This is a genomic window from Gammaproteobacteria bacterium, from assembly GCA_040183005.1.
Taxonomy (GTDB): Bacteria; Pseudomonadota; Gammaproteobacteria.
This window is the reverse complement of record JAMPIW010000009.1, coordinates 48,281-66,438: the sequence shown is the minus strand read 5'-3', so window position 1 is coordinate 66,438 and position 18,158 is coordinate 48,281. Positions and strand designations below refer to the sequence as shown.

The 18,158-nt window shown below is 56.9% G+C and carries 23 protein-coding genes; 4 read left to right on the top strand and 19 right to left on the bottom strand.

What is annotated here, in order from left to right; all coding sequences use genetic code 11:
- Nucleotides 1-158: 158 nt before the first annotated feature.
- From M3A44_15345 to folB, 3 genes are read right to left on the bottom strand one after another with little or no spacing between them, the layout of a single operon-like run.
- Nucleotides 159-749, bottom strand: a complete 591-nt coding sequence (locus tag M3A44_15345) for a methyltransferase domain-containing protein (protein ID MEQ6342974.1) — start codon at nt 747-749, stop codon at nt 159-161.
- Nucleotides 750-790: 41 nt separating this feature from the next.
- Nucleotides 791-1,285, bottom strand: coding sequence for a 2-amino-4-hydroxy-6-hydroxymethyldihydropteridine diphosphokinase (folK, locus tag M3A44_15340; protein ID MEQ6342973.1), 495 nt, complete (start codon nt 1,283-1,285; stop codon nt 791-793).
- A gap of 1 nt (nt 1,286) precedes the next feature.
- The gene (gene folB / locus M3A44_15335; protein MEQ6342972.1) at nt 1,287-1,643 is read right to left on the bottom strand and encodes a dihydroneopterin aldolase; all 357 of its coding nucleotides are present in this window, start codon (nt 1,641-1,643) and stop codon (nt 1,287-1,289) included.
- A gap of 429 nt (nt 1,644-2,072) precedes the next feature.
- Here folB and plsY point away from each other — a divergent pair, with 429 nt between their 5' ends.
- Nucleotides 2,073-2,672, top strand: coding sequence for a glycerol-3-phosphate 1-O-acyltransferase PlsY (gene plsY / locus M3A44_15330; GenBank protein MEQ6342971.1), 600 nt, complete (start codon nt 2,073-2,075; stop codon nt 2,670-2,672).
- Nucleotides 2,673-2,830: 158 nt separating this feature from the next.
- On the opposite strand, the gene hisF is transcribed toward plsY, so the two are convergent.
- The 9 genes from hisF to M3A44_15285 form a co-directional block, all read right to left on the bottom strand.
- Entirely contained in the window at nt 2,831-3,610 is a 780-nt protein-coding gene (hisF, locus tag M3A44_15325) for an imidazole glycerol phosphate synthase subunit HisF (protein MEQ6342970.1), read from the bottom strand.
- Between the two features lies 1 nt (nt 3,611).
- Complete coding sequence (gene hisA, locus M3A44_15320) at nt 3,612-4,346, bottom strand: 1-(5-phosphoribosyl)-5-[(5-phosphoribosylamino)methylideneamino]imidazole-4-carboxamide isomerase (protein MEQ6342969.1); 735 nt, start codon at nt 4,344-4,346, stop codon at nt 3,612-3,614.
- 85 nt (nt 4,347-4,431) lie between these two features.
- Nucleotides 4,432-5,082: an imidazole glycerol phosphate synthase subunit HisH gene (hisH, locus tag M3A44_15315; GenBank protein MEQ6342968.1), complete on the bottom strand. Its 651-nt coding sequence runs from the start codon at nt 5,080-5,082 to the stop codon at nt 4,432-4,434.
- Nucleotides 5,083-5,257: 175 nt separating this feature from the next.
- Nucleotides 5,258-5,851 carry an imidazoleglycerol-phosphate dehydratase HisB gene (hisB, locus tag M3A44_15310; protein MEQ6342967.1) on the bottom strand — a complete coding sequence of 198 codons (594 nt, stop codon included), beginning with the start codon at nt 5,849-5,851 and terminating at the stop codon, nt 5,258-5,260.
- A gap of 83 nt (nt 5,852-5,934) precedes the next feature.
- Nucleotides 5,935-7,014, bottom strand: coding sequence for a histidinol-phosphate transaminase (hisC, locus tag M3A44_15305; GenBank protein ID MEQ6342966.1), 1,080 nt, complete (start codon nt 7,012-7,014; stop codon nt 5,935-5,937).
- Nucleotides 7,015-7,058: 44 nt separating this feature from the next.
- Entirely contained in the window at nt 7,059-8,363 is a 1,305-nt protein-coding gene (hisD, locus tag M3A44_15300) for a histidinol dehydrogenase (protein ID MEQ6342965.1), read from the bottom strand.
- 3 nt (nt 8,364-8,366) lie between these two features.
- Nucleotides 8,367-9,017: an ATP phosphoribosyltransferase gene (hisG, locus tag M3A44_15295; GenBank protein MEQ6342964.1), complete on the bottom strand. Its 651-nt coding sequence runs from the start codon at nt 9,015-9,017 to the stop codon at nt 8,367-8,369.
- 121 nt (nt 9,018-9,138) lie between these two features.
- Nucleotides 9,139-10,398 carry a UDP-N-acetylglucosamine 1-carboxyvinyltransferase gene (murA, locus tag M3A44_15290; protein MEQ6342963.1) on the bottom strand — a complete coding sequence of 420 codons (1,260 nt, stop codon included), beginning with the start codon at nt 10,396-10,398 and terminating at the stop codon, nt 9,139-9,141.
- Between the two features lie 78 nt (nt 10,399-10,476).
- Entirely contained in the window at nt 10,477-10,722 is a 246-nt protein-coding gene (locus tag M3A44_15285) for a BolA/IbaG family iron-sulfur metabolism protein (protein MEQ6342962.1), read from the bottom strand.
- 186 nt (nt 10,723-10,908) lie between these two features.
- Here M3A44_15285 and M3A44_15280 point away from each other — a divergent pair, with 186 nt between their 5' ends.
- The gene (locus tag M3A44_15280; GenBank protein ID MEQ6342961.1) at nt 10,909-12,075 is read left to right on the top strand and encodes an IS4 family transposase; all 1,167 of its coding nucleotides are present in this window, start codon (nt 10,909-10,911) and stop codon (nt 12,073-12,075) included.
- A 73-nt stretch (nt 12,076-12,148) separates the two neighbouring features.
- Here the strand turns inward: M3A44_15280 and M3A44_15275 are convergent, their stop codons facing one another.
- From M3A44_15275 to M3A44_15245, 7 genes are all read right to left on the bottom strand, one after another.
- On the bottom strand, nt 12,149-12,448 hold the full coding sequence (locus M3A44_15275) for an STAS domain-containing protein (protein ID MEQ6342960.1): 300 nt from the start codon (nt 12,446-12,448) through the stop codon (nt 12,149-12,151).
- The gene (locus tag M3A44_15270) at nt 12,445-13,074 is read right to left on the bottom strand and encodes an ABC transporter substrate-binding protein (protein ID MEQ6342959.1); all 630 of its coding nucleotides are present in this window, start codon (nt 13,072-13,074) and stop codon (nt 12,445-12,447) included. The genes M3A44_15275 and M3A44_15270 overlap by 4 nt, the downstream gene beginning before the upstream one ends.
- On the bottom strand, nt 13,071-14,444 hold the full coding sequence (locus M3A44_15265) for a TolC family protein (protein MEQ6342958.1): 1,374 nt from the start codon (nt 14,442-14,444) through the stop codon (nt 13,071-13,073). Before M3A44_15265 ends, M3A44_15270 begins: the two co-directional genes overlap by 4 nt.
- Nucleotides 14,444-14,938 (bottom strand): outer membrane lipid asymmetry maintenance protein MlaD, encoded by a 495-nt coding sequence (mlaD, locus tag M3A44_15260; protein ID MEQ6342957.1) that lies wholly within the window; start codon nt 14,936-14,938, stop codon nt 14,444-14,446. Before mlaD ends, M3A44_15265 begins: the two co-directional genes overlap by 1 nt.
- Before the next feature lies 1 nt (nt 14,939).
- Entirely contained in the window at nt 14,940-15,722 is a 783-nt protein-coding gene (gene mlaE / locus M3A44_15255; protein MEQ6342956.1) for a lipid asymmetry maintenance ABC transporter permease subunit MlaE, read from the bottom strand.
- A gap of 38 nt (nt 15,723-15,760) precedes the next feature.
- On the bottom strand, nt 15,761-16,576 hold the full coding sequence (locus M3A44_15250; GenBank protein ID MEQ6342955.1) for an ABC transporter ATP-binding protein: 816 nt from the start codon (nt 16,574-16,576) through the stop codon (nt 15,761-15,763).
- Nucleotides 16,577-16,869: 293 nt separating this feature from the next.
- A complete protein-coding gene (locus tag M3A44_15245) occupies nt 16,870-16,968 on the bottom strand; it encodes a DUF2147 domain-containing protein (protein ID MEQ6342954.1) in 99 nt (32 codons plus the stop codon).
- Nucleotides 16,969-17,161: 193 nt separating this feature from the next.
- Between M3A44_15245 and M3A44_15240 the strand changes: the two genes are divergently transcribed.
- Nucleotides 17,162-17,647 carry a transposase gene (locus M3A44_15240; GenBank protein ID MEQ6342953.1) on the top strand — a complete coding sequence of 162 codons (486 nt, stop codon included), beginning with the start codon at nt 17,162-17,164 and terminating at the stop codon, nt 17,645-17,647.
- A 100-nt stretch (nt 17,648-17,747) separates the two neighbouring features.
- Nucleotides 17,748-18,056: a hypothetical protein gene (locus M3A44_15235; GenBank protein MEQ6342952.1), complete on the top strand. Its 309-nt coding sequence runs from the start codon at nt 17,748-17,750 to the stop codon at nt 18,054-18,056.
- Nucleotides 18,057-18,158 lie beyond the last annotated feature (102 nt).

Sequence of the window (18,158 nt, the reverse complement as noted above, 5' to 3'; positions counted from 1 at the left end):
TCACGAAATAAAACAAAAGCATGGATTGCTTCAGTAATTCACCAGATGGGTGGCAAGTAAAATCGCGATATGTATTTGAATATTTTCGTGTTTTTTCGTGACTTTCGTGGACAGCTGAATTTTTTAGGTTTAACCTAAAATCGCCGTTGACCGCTGCTTCATGAACGCTTCTGCGCCACCAGCATCGCCCTGCTGCGGAAGCCGCGTTGCGTGTCACCCACCAACCCTTCTTCACGGTAGACCAATACCCGCAGGCCGGGAAATATCGTCAGCAACTCATTTTCATGCAGACGGAATTCGGGGTTTTGCGGGCCTGCGCCGTCTACCCTCTCAAGCGTGAAGGTCTGGTAAAACAGCAGCCCGCCAGGCCGCAGCGCCGCGAGTAGATGCGGGTTCAACGGGCGTTCAAGAAAATGGCAGGATACAATCACATCGAAGCTCTCGGGCTCCGGTGGCTGCGCCACCAAGTCACGGGCTTCGGCATGGATGTGTAAACCCCGCGCTGTGGCTTCTTCCGACAGGCGCGTAACGGCGACCTCAGAGATATCCCAGGCATGGGTCTCCAGCCCCTGTGCGGCGAGGAGCAGGGCGTTTGCGCCCAAACCGCAGGCAAAGTCCAGTGCCTTGCCGGAGGCGGGCAACAGGTGCTGGTTTTCGCGCAACACCTCCGACGCAATTTTCGGCTGTTTTTCGGCGCTGCTATAGATAGTGTCCCATTTTTCCTGGGTTGATATGTTTTTGTCAGCCATTTCCTTGTTTACCTATGTCTATGTCGTGAAGAGAACACAGCTCACCACTGGAAGTTGACCGGCCATAACGTTTGGCTTGTCCCCTTCAGGGTAAACGCCTGCCACAGATCCGCATAACTCGCGCCGTTGACAGGATGGCGCATTTGCCCGGCGATTTCCGCCAGCGGGCACAGCACGAAGGCGTATTTGGTGATCTCGCCGCGCGGTAATGCGAGGCCGTTTTCGTGGCTTACAAGGTCGTCATACAGCAGCAGGTCCAGATCCAACGTGCGGGAACTGAACCCCGAGCCGCCACGCACCCGGCCATGGCGGTGTTCGATATCGCGCAGGATGCCGTTGACGGCGATGGCGCCCTGCTCTGTATCAAACCCCGCCACCAGGTTATAGAAGTCATCACCCTCAAAGCCAACCGCCCTGCTTTCATACACGGTGGACAGAGTCAGGTCGCCGAAATGCTCGCGTAGCGCAGCGACACCGGAGCGGATGTTGGTGTCGCGCTCGATGTTGCTGCCGATGCTGATATAGACGCGCGACATGTCAATCTCGCTCGCCGCGCTCGATAATCACACCGACATCGCGCGCGCCGCGCACCGCACCCTGCTTGTTGACTTGCAGGCGTAGCCAGGGCACATTGAATTCGTTCAGCACAATTTCAGCAACGCGCTCAGCCAGCGTTTCGACCAGCTGAAATTCGCTGTTGCCGACAAACTCGATGAGGCGCTTCGCCACAGCTTTGTAATTAAGGGTGTCTTCGATGCTGTCTGTCTGCGCGGCCTTGCGGATATCCGTCGCCATTTCGATGTCGAGGATGAGGGTTTGTTTAATGCGCCGTTCCCAGTCATAGATGCCGATAACGGTCTCGATCCGCAGGTCGCGAAGATATATAATGTCCATGAAATACGTCCGCAATTACAAAAACAATCTTTGGCAGAGATCTCTGGGTAAATCGGAGGCTCTCGATATAGGGTGATCTTAAAAAAAGCATGAATGCGATTTTTAAGAGACCTAACCCGAATTTATGAAGCATTCGGGTTCACATACTACACTAAGAGCCTATCTGTGAATAAATCATCCCTGCGTTGCTGCCCCAAAACACGCCAGGCAAGGCGCGAGCTGCGCAGTTTGGTTGTTCCAAATAAGCGGCGAGCAACGCCGCATGGCGTGTTTTGGGGCGCAACCCGAAGGGACGGGGTCGGTTTTGCGCAGTGCGGCGTCACGCTTCACTCATGTGCAACAAGCACACTACGCTCAGCCTTCCTTGCCCTGCGCAAAACCGGCCTCCGTCGCAGGGATGATTTATTCACAGACAGGCTCTAATATCCCATGACCGCCGCCATTCCCCTGATCGTTTTTTCCTATTTGCTGGGCTCTTTATCCACCGCCATCATCACCTCCAAGATCATGGGGTTACCCGATCCACGCACCCAAGGTTCGGGCAACCCTGGCGCAACCAATGTGCTGCGGCTGGGCGGCAAGAAGGCTGCCGCGCTGACGCTGCTTGGGGACATGCTCAAGGGAGTTGTCCCCATGATTGCTGCGAGTGCGCTGGGCATGGACGACGCAACTCTTGCACTGGCGGGCATCGCCGCCTTCCTCGGGCATCTCTACCCCGTCTTCTTTGGCTTCCGTGGCGGCAAGGGGGTAGCGACGGCGCTCGGTGTATTGTTGGGGATGTCGTGGATGGTCGGGCTGGCAGCGCTCGCTACCTGGCTGTTGGTGGCCAAGATATTCCGTTATTCCTCGCTCGCGGCACTGAGCGCGGCGCTCCTCGCCCCGGTGTACGTATGGCTGATACGTCCCGCGCCCGAGCTGATCGCCATGACGACGGTAATGAGCGCCTTGCTGTTATGGCGCCACCGCGGCAATATCCAGCGTTTGGTCAGGGGGGAGGAAGACAGGATCGGGGGGAAGCAGAGGGAGTGATAAGAAAGCGCGTCACGCTTTATTGCGCCGGATGTTAATCTTCATAACCCAGAGATTAACAAGGGGAAGAATAGAAAGGGGCCGTCACGATCGTTCCTTTCTGGAGAAACCCGCATGAGCAACACCAGCGGCCCCAGACAGAACGCGGTTTTTTTGGATTATTTTTCCAATCTCACTTCAATCCCCTGCGCCGCCATAGTGCGTTTGGCTTCTTCCACGGTGTATTCCCCAAAGTGAAAAATGCTCGCAGCAAGCACGGCATCGGCCTTGCCCTGTTTGACGCCGTCGGCAAGGTGGTCGAGGGTACCGACGCCGCCAGAGGCTATAACGGGTACGGACACGGCGTCGCTCACGGCGCGGGTGAGGGAGAGGTCAAAGCCGTCGCGGGTGCCGTCGCGGTCCATGCTGGTGAGCAGAATTTCGCCAGCGCCCGCGTCGGCCATTTGCTTGGCCCATAGCACGGCGTCGATGCCGGTGCGCTTGCGCCCGCCGTGGGTAAAGACTTCCCAACGCGGGGGTTCATCGCCGGTGCTGACCTGCTTGGCGTCGATAGCGACCACGATGCACTGCGAGCCAAAACGCTCGGCGGCTTCTTTAACAAGATCAGGGTTGTGTATCGCAGCGGTGTTCATCGCCACCTTGTCGGCGCCCGCGTTGAGCATGCGGCGGATGTCGTTGATGCTGCGGATGCCACCGCCCACGGTGAGGGGGATAAACACCTGCGCGGCGACCTGTTCGACCACATGCACCATGGTCTCGCGTTCTTCGCTGCTGGCGGTGATATCAAGGAATACCAGCTCGTCGGCACCCTGCTGATCGTAGCGCTTGGCGATTTCGACCGGATCACCGGCATCGCGGATGCCGACGAAGCGCACGCCTTTAACGACGCGGCCCGCATCCACGTCCAGGCAGGGAATAATGCGTTTCGCCAGACCCATGTCAGCTCAACTCGTCCGCCAGTTTCTGTCCTTCGACAAAATCCAGCGTGCCTTCATAGATGGCGCGGCCGGTAATCGCCCCCATGATGCCTTCTTCCGCGACCGCGCACAGCGCGCGAATATCTTCCAGGTTGGTGATGCCGCCGGAGGCGATCACCGGAATCGATATGGCCCGCGCCAGTTCGACAGTGGCTTCGATATTCACGCCACCCAGCATGCCGTCACGGCCGATATCGGTATAGATAATCGCCTCGACGCCATCTTTTTCAAAGCGCTGGGCGATATCAATAACATCGTGATTGGAGAGTTTGGACCAGCCATCTATCGCCACCTTGCCGTTTTTGGCGTCCAGGCCGACGATGATATGGCCGGGGAACTCGCGGCACACATCACCCACGAAGTGCGGCGTGTTGACCGCTTTGGTACCGAGAATCACGTAACTGACACCCGCGTCCAGATAGGCCTGGATGGTGTCGTCGTCGCGAATGCCGCCACCCACCTGGATCGGCACGTCGGGGTAGGTTTGCGCGATGAGCCGGATGATATCGGCATTAACCGGCTTACCGGCGAAGGCGCCATTCAGATCCACTAGATGCAGACGTCGCGCGCCCGCGTCCACCCAGCGCCCGGCGACGGCGAGCGGGTCATCGGAAAAGACGGTGTCATCTTCCATGCGCCCTTGGCGCAGACGCACGCATTTGCCATCTTTCAGGTCAATGGCGGGGATCAACAACATGATAGCTTCCTCACGGGGACAGAAAAAATTTAAAAAAATTTATTATCCAAAATTTCGCAGGGTGAGCCTTAGAGCCCCGCACACTTTACACACATCCATCCCAATCCAGAAAATTGGCGAGCAGGGCAAGCCCCGCCCCCGCGCTTTTTTCGGGATGAAATTGCACTGCAAAGACATTGCCGCGCGCCATGGCGCAGACGAAATCGGTGCCGTAATGCGTAACACCCGCGACCTGGTCCGACTCTGTGGGCGCAACATAGTAACTATGCACGAAATAAAAACGGTTGTCTTGGGGTATACCTTGCCACAAGGGATGCGGTATTGTTTGATGCACTTGGTTCCAGCCCATGTGAGGGATCTTCAGCGCGTCGCCCGACTGGGGATCAACCATGCCATCCGGGAAGCGCCGCACGCTGCCCGGCAGAATGCCCAGGCCCACTGTGCCGCCATTTTCCTCGCTGGATTCCAGCAGCACTTGCAGGCCCATGCAAATTCCAAGAAACGGTTTGCTGCGCACGGCCTCTTTTACCACATCCACCAGTCCGCGCTGCGTGAGCTCTGCCATGCAATCGCGTGCCGCACCCTGCCCAGGGAAAACCACGCAGTCGGCCTGCAGGATGCGCTCTGGCGAGGCAGTAACCTCTACCGTTGTACCCGCACTGGCAACGTGTTCCAGCGCTTTGGCAACGGAACGCAGATTACCCATGCCGTAATCAATGACTGCAACGGTGGTCATGCAGGATAACTCGGAGTGGTCATAGACTCGAACTGCACTTACTTATACCAAACATAGGTTGAGTTTATCCGAAGGGCACAAGGGGCGCTCATTGAACAATGCGTCGTGTTGCTGCGCAACGCTTGGCGGGTTACGCAAAAAACGCTAACCCACCCTACATTTTGGCTCGGGGTGGTCACAGACTCCCCTTGGTGGACGGCATTATGCCCTGCATGCGCGGGTCCAGCTCAAGCGCCATGCGCACGGCACGGCCGAAGGCCTTGAACACGGTTTCGGCAATGTGATGGGCGTTGCGGCCGCGGAGATTGTCGATGTGCAAGCTCACCTGGGCATGGTTGACGAAGCCCTGAAAAAACTCACGAAACAAATCGACGTCGAAGTCGCCGATGCGCGCGCGGGGAAAATCAATGTGATATTCCAGGCCGGGGCGGCCGGAAAAATCGATGACCACGCGAGACAACGCCTCGTCGAGCGGCACGTAGGCATGGCCGTAACGGCGAATGCCACGCTTGTCACCTACGGCTTTGGCTACCGCTTGGCCCAGTGTAATGCCGATATCCTCAGCAGTGTGGTGGGCATCAATATGCAGATCACCCTCGGCCTGGATGTCGATGTCAATCATGCCATGCCGCGCGATCTGATCCATCATGTGGTCGAGGAACGGCACGCCGGTCTGAAAATGCGACGCGCCTGTGCCATCCAGGTTTACCGTCGCCTCGATGCGGGTCTCCAACGTGTCGCGTTTGACAGTAGCCTTGCGGTCGGTCATTGATCTTCTCCGGTATCTATTTCTTCATGCCACAGATGAATTCAAAAGTTTTCTCTGTAATCTCTGCGCCTCTGTGACAAACATCAAAGCGCCTTGGCCAACGCTGCCAGAAATGCCTCATTCTCTTGCGGCGTGCCCACCGTCACCCGCAGGCAGTCGTTGAGCAGCGGACTTGCGCCGTGCATGCTTTTGATCAGTACGCCGTCCGCCTTGATCGCCGCGAATATCTCTGGTGCGCGACCGGCGGGCACGCGGAACAGGATAAAATTGGCGCGGCTGGGATAGGCGGTGATGCCGTTCAGGGCGCGCATCCGCGCCAGAAGCTGTTCGCGGTCGGCGCGGATCTGCGCAGCCTGGGCTTCGAGCACATCATAATGGCGCAAGGCAAACTCCGCGCTCGTCTGCGTCAGTACGCCGATATTGTACGGCAGACGTATCTTGTCAAACTCGTCCAGCCATGCTTTGGCTCCGGCCAGCACGCCCAGGCGCAAGCCAGCCAGGCCCATTTTGGACAGGGTGCGCAGCACCAGCAGATTGTCAAAGTCCGCCAGACGCGGCATGAATGTGCCATCAGCGAAGGCGTTATAGGCCTCGTCCACGACCACCAAGCCAGGCGCGGCGGCGATTAGCTCGCACAACTCGTCGGCATTCCACAAATTACCGCTGGGATTGTTGGGATAAGACAAAAACACCACGGCGGGCTGATGGCGGGCTATCGCGTCGCGCATTGCCGGCATATCCAGGCTGAAATCGCCCGCATTCAGCGGCACGCTGATGTACTCAAATCCGGTGAAGGCGGCAATCATGCGGTACATGGAAAAGCTGGGTTCTGGCGACAGCACAGTACGCCCTGGTGCAGCCACCGCCATGGCAATCATCTGGATCAGCTCATCCGAGCCGTTGCCAAGCAGGATATCCATCCCTTGCGGTATATCCAACACCTCGCACAGGCGCGCCTTGAGAATCTGCGCCTGGGGATCGGGATAGCGGTTGAGGCTGGCATGACGCAACGTCTCCAGCCATTCATCAACCAGCGGCTGCGGCCAGGTATAAGGATTCTCCATGGCATCGAGCTTGATCAGGTTCCCCGGATCAGGCACATGATAGGCCGACAAGGCACGGATCTGCGGGCGTATCCATTGGCTTACGCGATCTGATGTCATACCGCCCCCCAACTCCTGGTCACCGCTCACGGCAGGTTTTGCGCTCATTTCGAGGTGATCCGGTATTCCGCCGAACGCGCATGGGCTGTGAGGCCTTCGCCGCGCGCCAGCAGCGACGCTGTTTTGCCCAGATCAGACGCGCCCTGCGCCGAACACATGATCAGGCTGGAGCGCTTCTGGAAATCATATACCCCAAGCGGTGAGGAGAACCGCGCCGTGCGCGAGGTGGGCAGCACGTGGTTGGGGCCCGCGCAATAGTCACCCACCGCCTCAGCGGTATAGCGCCCCATGAAAATTGCCCCGGCATGGCGGATATGCGCAGCCATCGCCTGAGGGTCCGCTACTGACAGTTCCAGATGTTCAGGGGCGATGAAGTTGGCGACGGCAACAGCCTCGTCCAAATCGCGCACGAGAATCATCGCGCCGCGCGAGGCGAGTGACTTTTCAATCACGGCGGCGCGCTCCATGGTCGGCAGCAGGCGGTTGATGCTGGTCTGCACCTGATCAAGATAGGTGGCATCGGGACACACCAGGATCGATTGCGCATCCTCGTCATGCTCGGCCTGCGAAAACAGATCCATGGCGATCCAGTCCGGGTCCGTGAGGCCATCGCAGATCACCAGGATCTCCGAGGGACCGGCAATCATGTCGATACCCACCGTGCCGAACACCATGCCCTTGGCAGTGGCGACATAGATGTTGCCCGGACCAACGATCTTGTCCACCTGCGGTACGCTTTGCGTGCCATAGGCGAGCGCCGCCACCGCCTGCGCACCGCCAATGGCAAACACATGGTCCACACCAACAATCGCCGCCGCCGCCAGCACCAGATCATTCACCTGACCATCCGGCGTGGGCACCACCATGATCAGCTCCGACACGCCGGCCACCTTGGCGGGAATGGCGTTCATCAACACAGAGGAAGGATAAGTCGCCTTGCCGCCGGGCACATACAGTCCGACGCGCTCCAATGCCGTCACCTGCTGGCCGAGCACAGTGCCATCGGCTTCGGTATACGACCACGATTCCTGCTTTTGATGCGCATGGTAGGCGCGCAGCCGGGAGACGGCAAACTCCAGCGCCTCGCGCTGTGCGCCGGGGATTCTCCCCAATGCCTGCCGCAAGCTTGACTGCGGTATCTCCAGCTCATCAAAGTGTGCCACGCTCATCCGGTCGAAGCGGTTGGTGTATTCAATCACCGCTGCATCGCCTCGCATACGCACATCGGACAGAATGTCACGCACGGTGCGTGTTACCGCCTCATCGGAGACGCTCTCCCAGGCCAGGCGCTGCTCGAGCTGCGTCCAGAATTCCGCTTGTGTTGTATTCAATCTCTGGATATCAACCATGGCTCACACCCTCTTTTTTTCTTTGGCGGCGACCGCCTCTCCAATACGCTCGATCAAGGTTTTAACTGCGGCATGCTTCATCTTCATGGATGCCTTGTTGACGATGAGGCGCGAGCTGATGTCGGCGATATGCTCAAGCGGCTCCAGGCCATTGGCCCGCAGCGTATTGCCGGTGTCCACCACATCGACGATGCGATCCGCCAGCCCCACCAGCGGCGCGAGTTCCATCGAGCCATAGAGCTTGATGATCTCCACCTGCTTGCCCTGTGCGGCGAAATAACGCCGCGTGGAGGCGACATATTTGGTGGCGATACGCATGCGCGCCTCGCTATTTTTCCCCGATGCGGGACCCGCCAGCATCAACCGGCAGCACGCGATTTTCAGATCCAGCGGCTCGTACAAGCCATCACCGCCATGCTCCATCAATACGTCCTTGCCCGCCACGCCCACATCGGCGGCGCCGTATTCCACATAGGTCGGCACGTCGGAAGCACGAATGATCACGAGTTTGATCTCGGGATGGTTGGTGTCGAGAATGAGTTTGCGGCTGGTGTCGGGATCATCGACCGGCACGATGCCGGCATGCGCGAGCAACGGCAGCGTCTCTTTGAAGATGCGCCCCTTGGAGAGAGCGATGGTGAGTGTGGTGTTCATAAGGTGCCGGGGCTTAGGGATCAGTCGATTCGATCTTTAAAATTCGCACAATAACAGAAACAGATGATACGCGCTCCTCCTCTCCTGTCTGCGGGAGGGTTGGGGTGAGGGTAATAATTTGCTACGCCGGAACCCGGCGGATACGCGCGCCTAGCTGGGTCAGCTTTTCTTCAATACATTCATAGCCACGATCAATGTGATAGATGCGGTCTACCAGGGTATCGCCTTGCGCCACCAGCCCCGCCAGCACCAGGCCCGCCGAGGCGCGCAGATCTGTCGCCATCACCGGCGCGGCAGTGAGCTTCTCCACGCCGCGTATGATGGCGGTATTGCCCTCCAGGCGAATATCTGCGCCCATGCGCTGCAACTCCTGCACATGCATGAAGCGGTTCTCGAACACCGTTTCGGTAATCATCCCGGTACCCTCTGCAACCACGTTCAGCGCGGTGAATTGCGCTTGCATGTCAGTGGGGAACGCCGGGTGCGGTGCAGTGCGCAAATCGACGGCACGTGGACGGCGACCATGCATGTCGAGTTCGATCCAATTATCGCCGGTCTCGATTTCAGCCCCCGCCTCACGCAGCTTGAGCAAGACCGCCTCCAGCAGATGCGGATTGGTGTCCTTGACCCTGACCCGCCCCCCGGTGATCGCGGCTGCCACCAGGTAGGTGCCGGTCTCGATGCGGTCAGGAAGCACGCTGTAATGGGTACCTGAAAGGCGCTCCACACCCTCGATAGTCATGGTGTCAGTGCCCGCGCCGCTGATTTTGGCGCCCATCTGGTTAAGACATTGCGCCAGATCCACCACTTCCGGCTCGCGTGCGGCGTTTTCGATGATCGTGGTGCCTTCCGCCAGCGTAGCCGCCATCATGAGGTTTTCTGTGCCGGTCACTGTCACGATATCCAGGAACAGGTGCGCGCCCTTGAGGCGCTTGGCGGTGGCGCGTATGTAGCCGTTCTCGACCTTGATAGTCGCCCCCATCGCCTCCAGGCCGTGGATATGCAGATTCACCGGCCGTGCGCCAATCGCGCAGCCACCGGGCAGCGAGACATCGGCCTGCCCGTAGCGTGCCAGCAAAGGCCCCAGCACGAGAATGGAGGCGCGCATGGTCTTGACCAGATCGTAGGGCGCTGAAAAATCGTGGATAGTGCGGCTATCCACCTCGATATTCATGCGCTCATCCACCGTGAGCTGCACGCCCATGCGCCCGAGCAATTCCATCGTAGTGGTGATGTCGCGCAGGTGGGGTACGTTGCTGAGGGTTACTGGCCCATCTGCAAGTAATGTGGAGGCCAGAATCGGCAGCGCCGCGTTTTTGGCTCCGGAGATGCGGACTTCGCCGTTTAGCTGCGCGCCGCCGGTAATTAATAATTTATCCATGTGCCGGCCAATTTAAAGAGTCATAACAAGATAGGTAGGTAGTAAATTCACTCCGGCTGTTGCCGGAGCCACGCCTCATCACTGCGTTCGTATCTTTTCCCACTCCTGTGGGGTATACGTGCGCATGGACAAGGCGTGAATCGCCGAATGCATGAGGTCACCCAGCGTGGCATAGACCATCTTATGCTGAGCAAGCATACCCTTGCCCTCGAACGCGCCCGAAACGATCACCGCCTCAAAGTGGACGCCGTCATCACCCTTAACCTGTGCCTGGCAATCGGGCAACCCCGCTTCAATAAGACGTTTGATATCCTCTGCCTGCATTTGAAGCCCTCTGCTTTCGTATACCAATTTTGATTATTGTATCAAACATCAGAAGTGTCCGGCAATTTCGCAAAGACGGCTATATAACATGATGATGTTGAATAGGAAAGTGTGTGTTTAGGGGTGTCACCGACTTGAACGTGAATTTTTTGGGAAACTGGGGCTTTCCCCCCAGGAGTTTCCGTCATGTATTCAGGCCAGTTGGTGTTCGCACAACTCATGGAGCATTTGCCCCTTCACACATTCCGTCGCTGCGTGCAGCGCTACCCTTCCAAATATCCCACCAAGACTTTTTCGCATCTCGATCAATTTCTCTGCATGGCGTTCGCGCAGCTGACTTACCGCGAAAGCCTGCGCGACATCGAAACCTGTCTGCGCGCCCACCAAGCCAAGCTCTATCACTTGGGCATACGAGGCAACATCGCCAAGAGCACGCTGGCCGATGCCAACGAGCAACGCGACTGTCGCATCTACGCGGATTTCGCGATGAGCTTAATCCAGACCGCCAGAAAGCTTTACGCCAGCGACAGCTTTGCGGTCGAACTGGAACAGACGGTCTACGCACTCGATACCACGACCATCGACCTGTGCTTGAGCGTCTTTCCGTGGGCACGCTTCCGCTCCACCAAAGCTGCCGTCAAGATGCATACGCTGCTCGACCTGCGCGGCAACATTCCAACCTTCATCCACATCAGCGATGGCAAGATGCACGAGGTCAATGTGCTCGATATCCTGATACCCGAAGCCGGCAGCTTTTACATCATGGATCGTGGCTTCACCGACTTCGCTCGCTGGTTCACCCTGCATCAAGCACAGGCGTTCTTTGTCATCCGTGGCAAATCCAATCTGCTCTTTCGTCGCGTCTACTCTCGCACCGTGGACAAGTCCACTGGACTGCGCTGCGACCAGACCATTGCATTGACTGCTCGCAAGGCCAGCAAGGATTACCCGCAGCACCTGCGACGCATCAAGTTCTACGATGCCGAACACGACAGGTTTCTGGTCTTTCTGACCAACAACTTCGACCTGCCTGCGCTGACCATCGCTCAGCTTTATCGTTGCCGCTGGCAGGTCGAGCTATTCTTCAAGTGGATCAAACAGCATCTTCGAATCAAGCGGTTCTATGGCACCACCGAGAATGCAGTCAAGACGCAAATATGGATCGCCATCGCGGTTTACGTCTTGGTCGCCATCGTGAAAAAGCGGCTCAATACCGAGGCTTCGCTTTACACAATCCTACAGATTTTGAGCCTGACTCTTTTCGAGAAAACGCCACTCGATCAATTACTTAAAAATGCGGAGACGCAAATGAGCATGCAGAAAGACAATAACCAATTGAATCTATTCAATTAAATTACCGGACACTTCTGATCAAACATATAAAGAGCATGGCGTTGAACCTGGAACTTAATAACCCCCCACACCGCTACAAAAGCGGGAGGATCTGCTCCACGCCACTGACTTTGGCGATAGCCAGCATTTGGGGAGGGATATTTCTGAAGGCAATGGTTTTGTTCCGGCTGTGGGCGGCACGCATCCACTCTATGAGCAGGGCAAGACCGGCGCTATCGGTATGAGTAATCCCCTGCAAGTCCAGCGTAAGTGCATCAGCATTGTTAAACTGCGCGGCGCTCTGGCGCCACAGGGCGGGTACGGTGTCGAAGGTCAGCACGCCGGACAGAAAAAAATTGCCATCCCCTAACGGTTTGATCTCAACGTCGCTCATTTGGCGGAAGGGGCGCTGGATTTCTCGTTGCGCGCAGCGAGTTTTTCGATAAGTTTGTCCAGCCCTTCTTGCCGGATTTGATTGGAAAATGTAGTGCGGTAGTTTGTCACCAGACTGACGCTGTCGATGGAGACATCGTACACCTTCCACTCGTCACCAGTGAGGGCAAGCCGGTAATCGATAGGGATCGGCGCGGCGCCCGGCTGTGCCACCTCAGTACGCACCACCACCTCGGTATCCTTAGGGTCGGAGCGAAATGGCAGGTAGTTAATCTTGCGATCTGTATATTCAGTCAACGAGGCAGCATAGGTACGCACCAGCAGATTGCGGAATTCCTCGCTGAAGCGCTTTTTCTGCGCCGGAGTGGCGGTGCGCCAATGCTTACCCAGTACCCATGAAGACATACGCTCAAAGTCGAAGTGCGGCAGAACGATACTGCTGACCAAGTCGTAAATCCGGCTTGGATCCTTACGTATCACCGTCCGCTCGTCTTTAAGCTTGGCAAGCATGCTGTCGGCGGTTTGTTTCACCATGTCCGGCGGCGACTGAGGCACGTTGGCGCTTATGCCCGCTGGCACAAACCCCACCATACCTAGCAACATCATAACAACAATTAATTTTCTCATTCATCCGCTCCGGTTACATTGCGCAATTGTGCCACATGCATGTTGTAATCATATACTGTCTTGATATAGTCGGTCTGTGCCAACACATACCCCTGGAAGGCGGCGATGACCCGGTCCGCCGTTTCAAGGCCGGCCTCAAAGTCCGCATAACGCCCGATCATCCAGCGCCGCGCATTGCGACTGCCTTCACTCAACTCCCGCACGGCCGTATAATCCGCCTGCATCTGGTGATACTGCTCCGCCACCTGGAATGGAATACCGCGCCGGGCAAAATCCGACTTGGCGAGCAACGCATTCAACTCCGCCTGCTCTTGTGCAACTTTCGCGTCCTGCGCTCGCGGCTGCCAAGCCCACTGGAGACCGATCATCGGCGTCAAACCAGCGGTGTTGAAAGGATCATAGATGTACGGGTTTTTGAGATTGTCACGGTTAGGAGAATAAGAAAGTACCCCCGCCACACCGGCATACACGTTCGGTAACTTGTCTGCCTGGCGCGCCTCCACCAGGGAGCGGCGCGCGCGCAAGCCTGCATCCACCTGCTTCATCTCAGGCCGATTGGCCAAAGCCTGACCCTGAAGGTCGGGCAATTTGGCTTCAGGCAACAGCACCGGGGCCAAGGCGTCGTCGGCAAGCTGAATCTCATCATGAGCAGCTACGCCGGTGAGCACCTTCAACCCATCGTTGGCGACTTTTTCCATGCCTGCGGCTTGGGCTATGTATCTGCCCACCAGCGAATGCGCAGTCTGGAGCGCGAATATATCGGCCTGCCTGATATCGCCCTGCCCCTCATCCAGCAATCTCTTGGCGAGATCGATGGTCTTGGCAACGCGCTCCTTAACATCTGTCAGAAACAGCCGTGCGTCACGCGCCGCCAGATAACCATAGTAGGCACGCTTTACATCCAGCACTGTCGTGGCGCGTTGCAGGCGCACATCGTTGTCCTTGACTTCGATATTGGCGCGCGCGGCAGCAGCGTAATTTTCGACTTTGCCGAAGGTGTACAGGGGTTTGAGAATGGTCATCTGCAAATTGACCCAGGGCGAAAAGCCATTGCTCAACTCATATCTATCGGTGCGCAGGGTGCAGCTACCGGGGGCGCAGTCGCCGCCCTTGAATATATTGCCGTTAGCGCCCGGTGACACCGCAAGAAAGGTATTGGCGTCAAACCGCCAGCCCTCGTTGCCGTTCACCTCTGTAAGCAATGCTTGCGCGGCATCGACAAGGCGCTGGCGTTCGGTGACGCGCGGGTCCGTTTGCAAGGCACGTGCCGTTGCCTGCTCCAGTGTCAGCGGCACGGTTTCCGCTGCCGCAGCCACATTCACATTGGCACACGCCAGCAATCCCGCCAGTCCCGCCAACCCGGCCCGCATCACGGCACGGCTCCTTCTTCTTTTTTCCCATCACCACCGGCAGCCTTGTCAAACAAGAACTGACCCACCATCTTTTCCAGAATGATCGCCGACTGGGTAAGTTTGATGTCTCCACCCGGCTTCAGGAAGGCTTCGTCGCCACCCGGCTCCAGCGCCACATATTGCTCGCCCAGCAGCCCTGCGGTTAAAATGCTTGCCGAGGTATCGGCGGGCAACCGGTCATGCTGGGATTCGATGTTCATCGTGACCACGGCCTCATAGTCCTTGTCGTCGAACACGATCGACTTCACCCGGCCAATGCGCACACCCGCCACCGTTACCGCCGAGCGCTCCTTTAACCCGCCGATATTGTCGAACCGGGCAGTGACTTCGTAGCCCTGCTGGTTGGCAAAAGCGGCCAGATTGCTGACCTTCATGGCCAGCATCACCAGTGCGGCAATGCCCACCGCAACGAACACGCCCACTCCGATTTCCATGGTTCTTTTCTGCATCATCTTATTCGTCCCCAAACATCAGCGCGGTTAATATGAAATCCAGCCCCAGCACGGCAAACGCCGTATGCACCACGGTGCGGGTGGTAGCGCGGCTCACACCTTCCGTGTTCGGTACTGCGTCGTAACCTTCAAAAACCGCGATCCAGGCCGCCACACAACCGAACACAACACTCTTGATCACGCCGTTAAGGATGTCGTCATACAGATCGACCTTGGACTGCATTTGCGACCAAAACGCTCCACTGTCCACACCGAGTAGGCCGACACCGACAAAGTAACCGCCCAGAACACCCACCGCACTGAACATTGCGGCCAACAGCGGCATGGAAATAATGCTGGCAACAAAGCGGGGCGCGATCACACGCTTGAGTGGATCGACCGCCATCATCTCCATCCCCGAGAGCTGCTCAGTGGCCTTCATCAGTCCGATCTCAGCGGTCAATGCTGAGCCGGCGCGCCCGGCGAACAGCAACGCCGCCACAACCGGCCCCAATTCACGCACCAGTGACAGGGCAACCAACTGGCCTAAGGATTCCTCGGAGCCAAAATCCACCAGGGTATTATAGCCTTGCAGGCCCAGCACCATGCCTACGTTGAGCCCGGAGATCACGATCAGCATCATCGACAGCACACCCACCGAATAGAGTTGCGCAATCACAAGTCCTGGCCGCGCCACCAGGCTTGGCAAGGCTGCCAGCACGCGCAACAGGAACAGATTGCCGCGCCCCAACCGTTCAAAAACGCTCAGGCTGGTGCTTCCCAGCCGCTGCAACCAGTCCATCATGCAGCGCATACCTCGGATGTGAAATGTCTTTTCATTGGTTATGCCCCAGCCAGCAGATCGTCGGCGTAATCCGGCGCCGGATAATGGAACGGCACCGGGCCATCCGGCAATCCGGCCATAAACTGCCGCACCCAGCCTGATTCCGAACGGGCCATTTCATCGGGCGTCCCGTGCCCCATGATCTTGCCGCCCGAAATCATATACATATGGTCACAGATCATCGTCAACTCATGAACATCGTGAGAGACAATGATGCTGGTCAATCCCAAAGTGTCGTTGAGCATACGGATAAGCTGCATGATCACGCCCACGGTGATCGGATCCTGGCCGGTGAAAGGCTCATCGTACATGATCATCATCGGATCCAGCGCAATTGCCCTGGCCAGCGCCACGCGCCGCGCCATGCCGCCCGACAATTCGGCAGGCAGCAGATCCCGCGCGCCGCGCAGCCCTACTGCCTGCAGCTTCATCAGTACCAGGTCGCGCAGTATCGATTCGGGCAAGCGGGTGTGTTCGCGCAGCGGAAAAGCCACGTTTTCAAATACGGTGAGGTCGGTAAACAGCGCGCCGGTCTGGAACAACAGGCTCATGCGCTTGCGCAAGCGAAACAGCGCATCACGGGACACTTTGTTGACATCCTCGCCGTCCACCATGACGCTGCCTGCGGTGGGCTGCAACTGACCGCCGATCAACTTCAGCAGCGTGGTCTTGCCGGTGCCGCTGGGCCCCATGATGGCGGTAATCTTGCCGCGCGGGATGTCGATGTCCACACCGTCAAAAATCACGCGAGCGCCGTGCGCGAAACGCAAGCCACGGATTTTTACGATAGGCTCATCATTGTTGTTTTTTGACACTTAGAGCACCTTGTCGCACAGCCTGCAGGTCACCGCAGCCATGCCCATGCACAAAATGGATAGAAAATAACTCTTTATATTATAGCAGGCATAAATGATCAGATGCGAACAGCGTAGCAGATCACTACAATCATTCGCTCTTTGGCTGGTTAGGGGGGCGTACGGCGCCTCGGGGAAAAATATGGTGCCTTGCGCTGCGCGGCGACCGCAAAGTTTATGTCAGGGGGGCATCGCCACCATCATTTATCGCGTCCACGTGCTTGTACGCCCAAACAATGATATCCCGTGCAGTCTCACAGCTCAAGGCGATCTGAACCGGCAAGCGTAGCTTTACAGCTATACGTTTTTCCTTTCTTTGGATCGTAAATCGCTCCCTCCGCCCGCCCGCCCACTCATTCAATTCCTTTTGCAGCAGATTCGACCTAAGCCCGACAAGACTGCCAGTCCTGCTGCGTCACTTTATCCGAGATTTTCCATTAGAGCCACTTTTCTAATGGAAGATATTTGGCTAACTAATTGATTCTAATTAATATTATGGCATTCTTCATCTAAAATAAGCCGTCGCGATTTCAGTGCGGAGGATTTATGGAATTTGACCTGTGTTTTACCGACAAAGAAATCACTGCCTGGGGCGGGATGGAGTTGATGAAGCGTATGCTCGATCACCTGGGATTTGATTTCGCCCTTACTGCTTCTGGTTTGCCGCAGCCCGGCAGCAATCGGGGATATCGTCCAGAACAACTCATCACCCAATTCATGCTCTCGGTATGGTGCGGTGCCAATGGTTTTGAGCATGGTGAAGTCACCCGGCATGATCCCGTTTTGAAACGATTATTCGGCTTCAAACGTATGGCTAACTTTAAAGCCGTCATGCGGCTATTCAATAAATTTGGCCAAAGCGCCAATGAGTCTGTGATGGACGCTCTGTACAACTGGATGTTTTCTCAATTGTCCATCAATGGCATCACCCTCGATTTAGATTCCACCGTGATGACCCGTTATGGCGCGCAAGAAGGCGCGGCACGCGGCTACAACCCAACCAAGCGCGGACGTGCTGCCATCATCCATTGATGGCCTTTGTCGCTGACACGCGCATGATTGCCAATTGCTGGCTGCGTCCTGGCAACAGCAGTTCTGCCAATAACGTACAAGCATTTTTGGCCAACACCCTATGAGGGATTTTTGGGCAACTGAAGCGGCACTTAACACCGTCATGCTGGCCTATAACCTGATGAGTTTATTGTGTCAGGTTCTGCTCAAAACCAGCGCAGTAAAACATTCTTCGAACTCGGTGCAACACACATTGCAAACGCTGCGTTACAAACTGTTTGCCAAGGCGGCCTACATTACCACAGAAAGTCGAAAACCCATCTTGAATCTGGCCATGGCGATGCAACAGCGAGCGTGGACGCAGGGCTTGTGGGATGCTTCGAAAACCTTCGATCTGCTTGCCCAGTTTACGCCGGTTTATCCGCCTTGATGAATCTCTAATGGAAAATCTCGGTTTATGACACATTAGGACTAACAAAGGGGCACTTCTTCTGGCAGGATCGGGGTTCCAGATATTGGTTCTTGGCTTCCC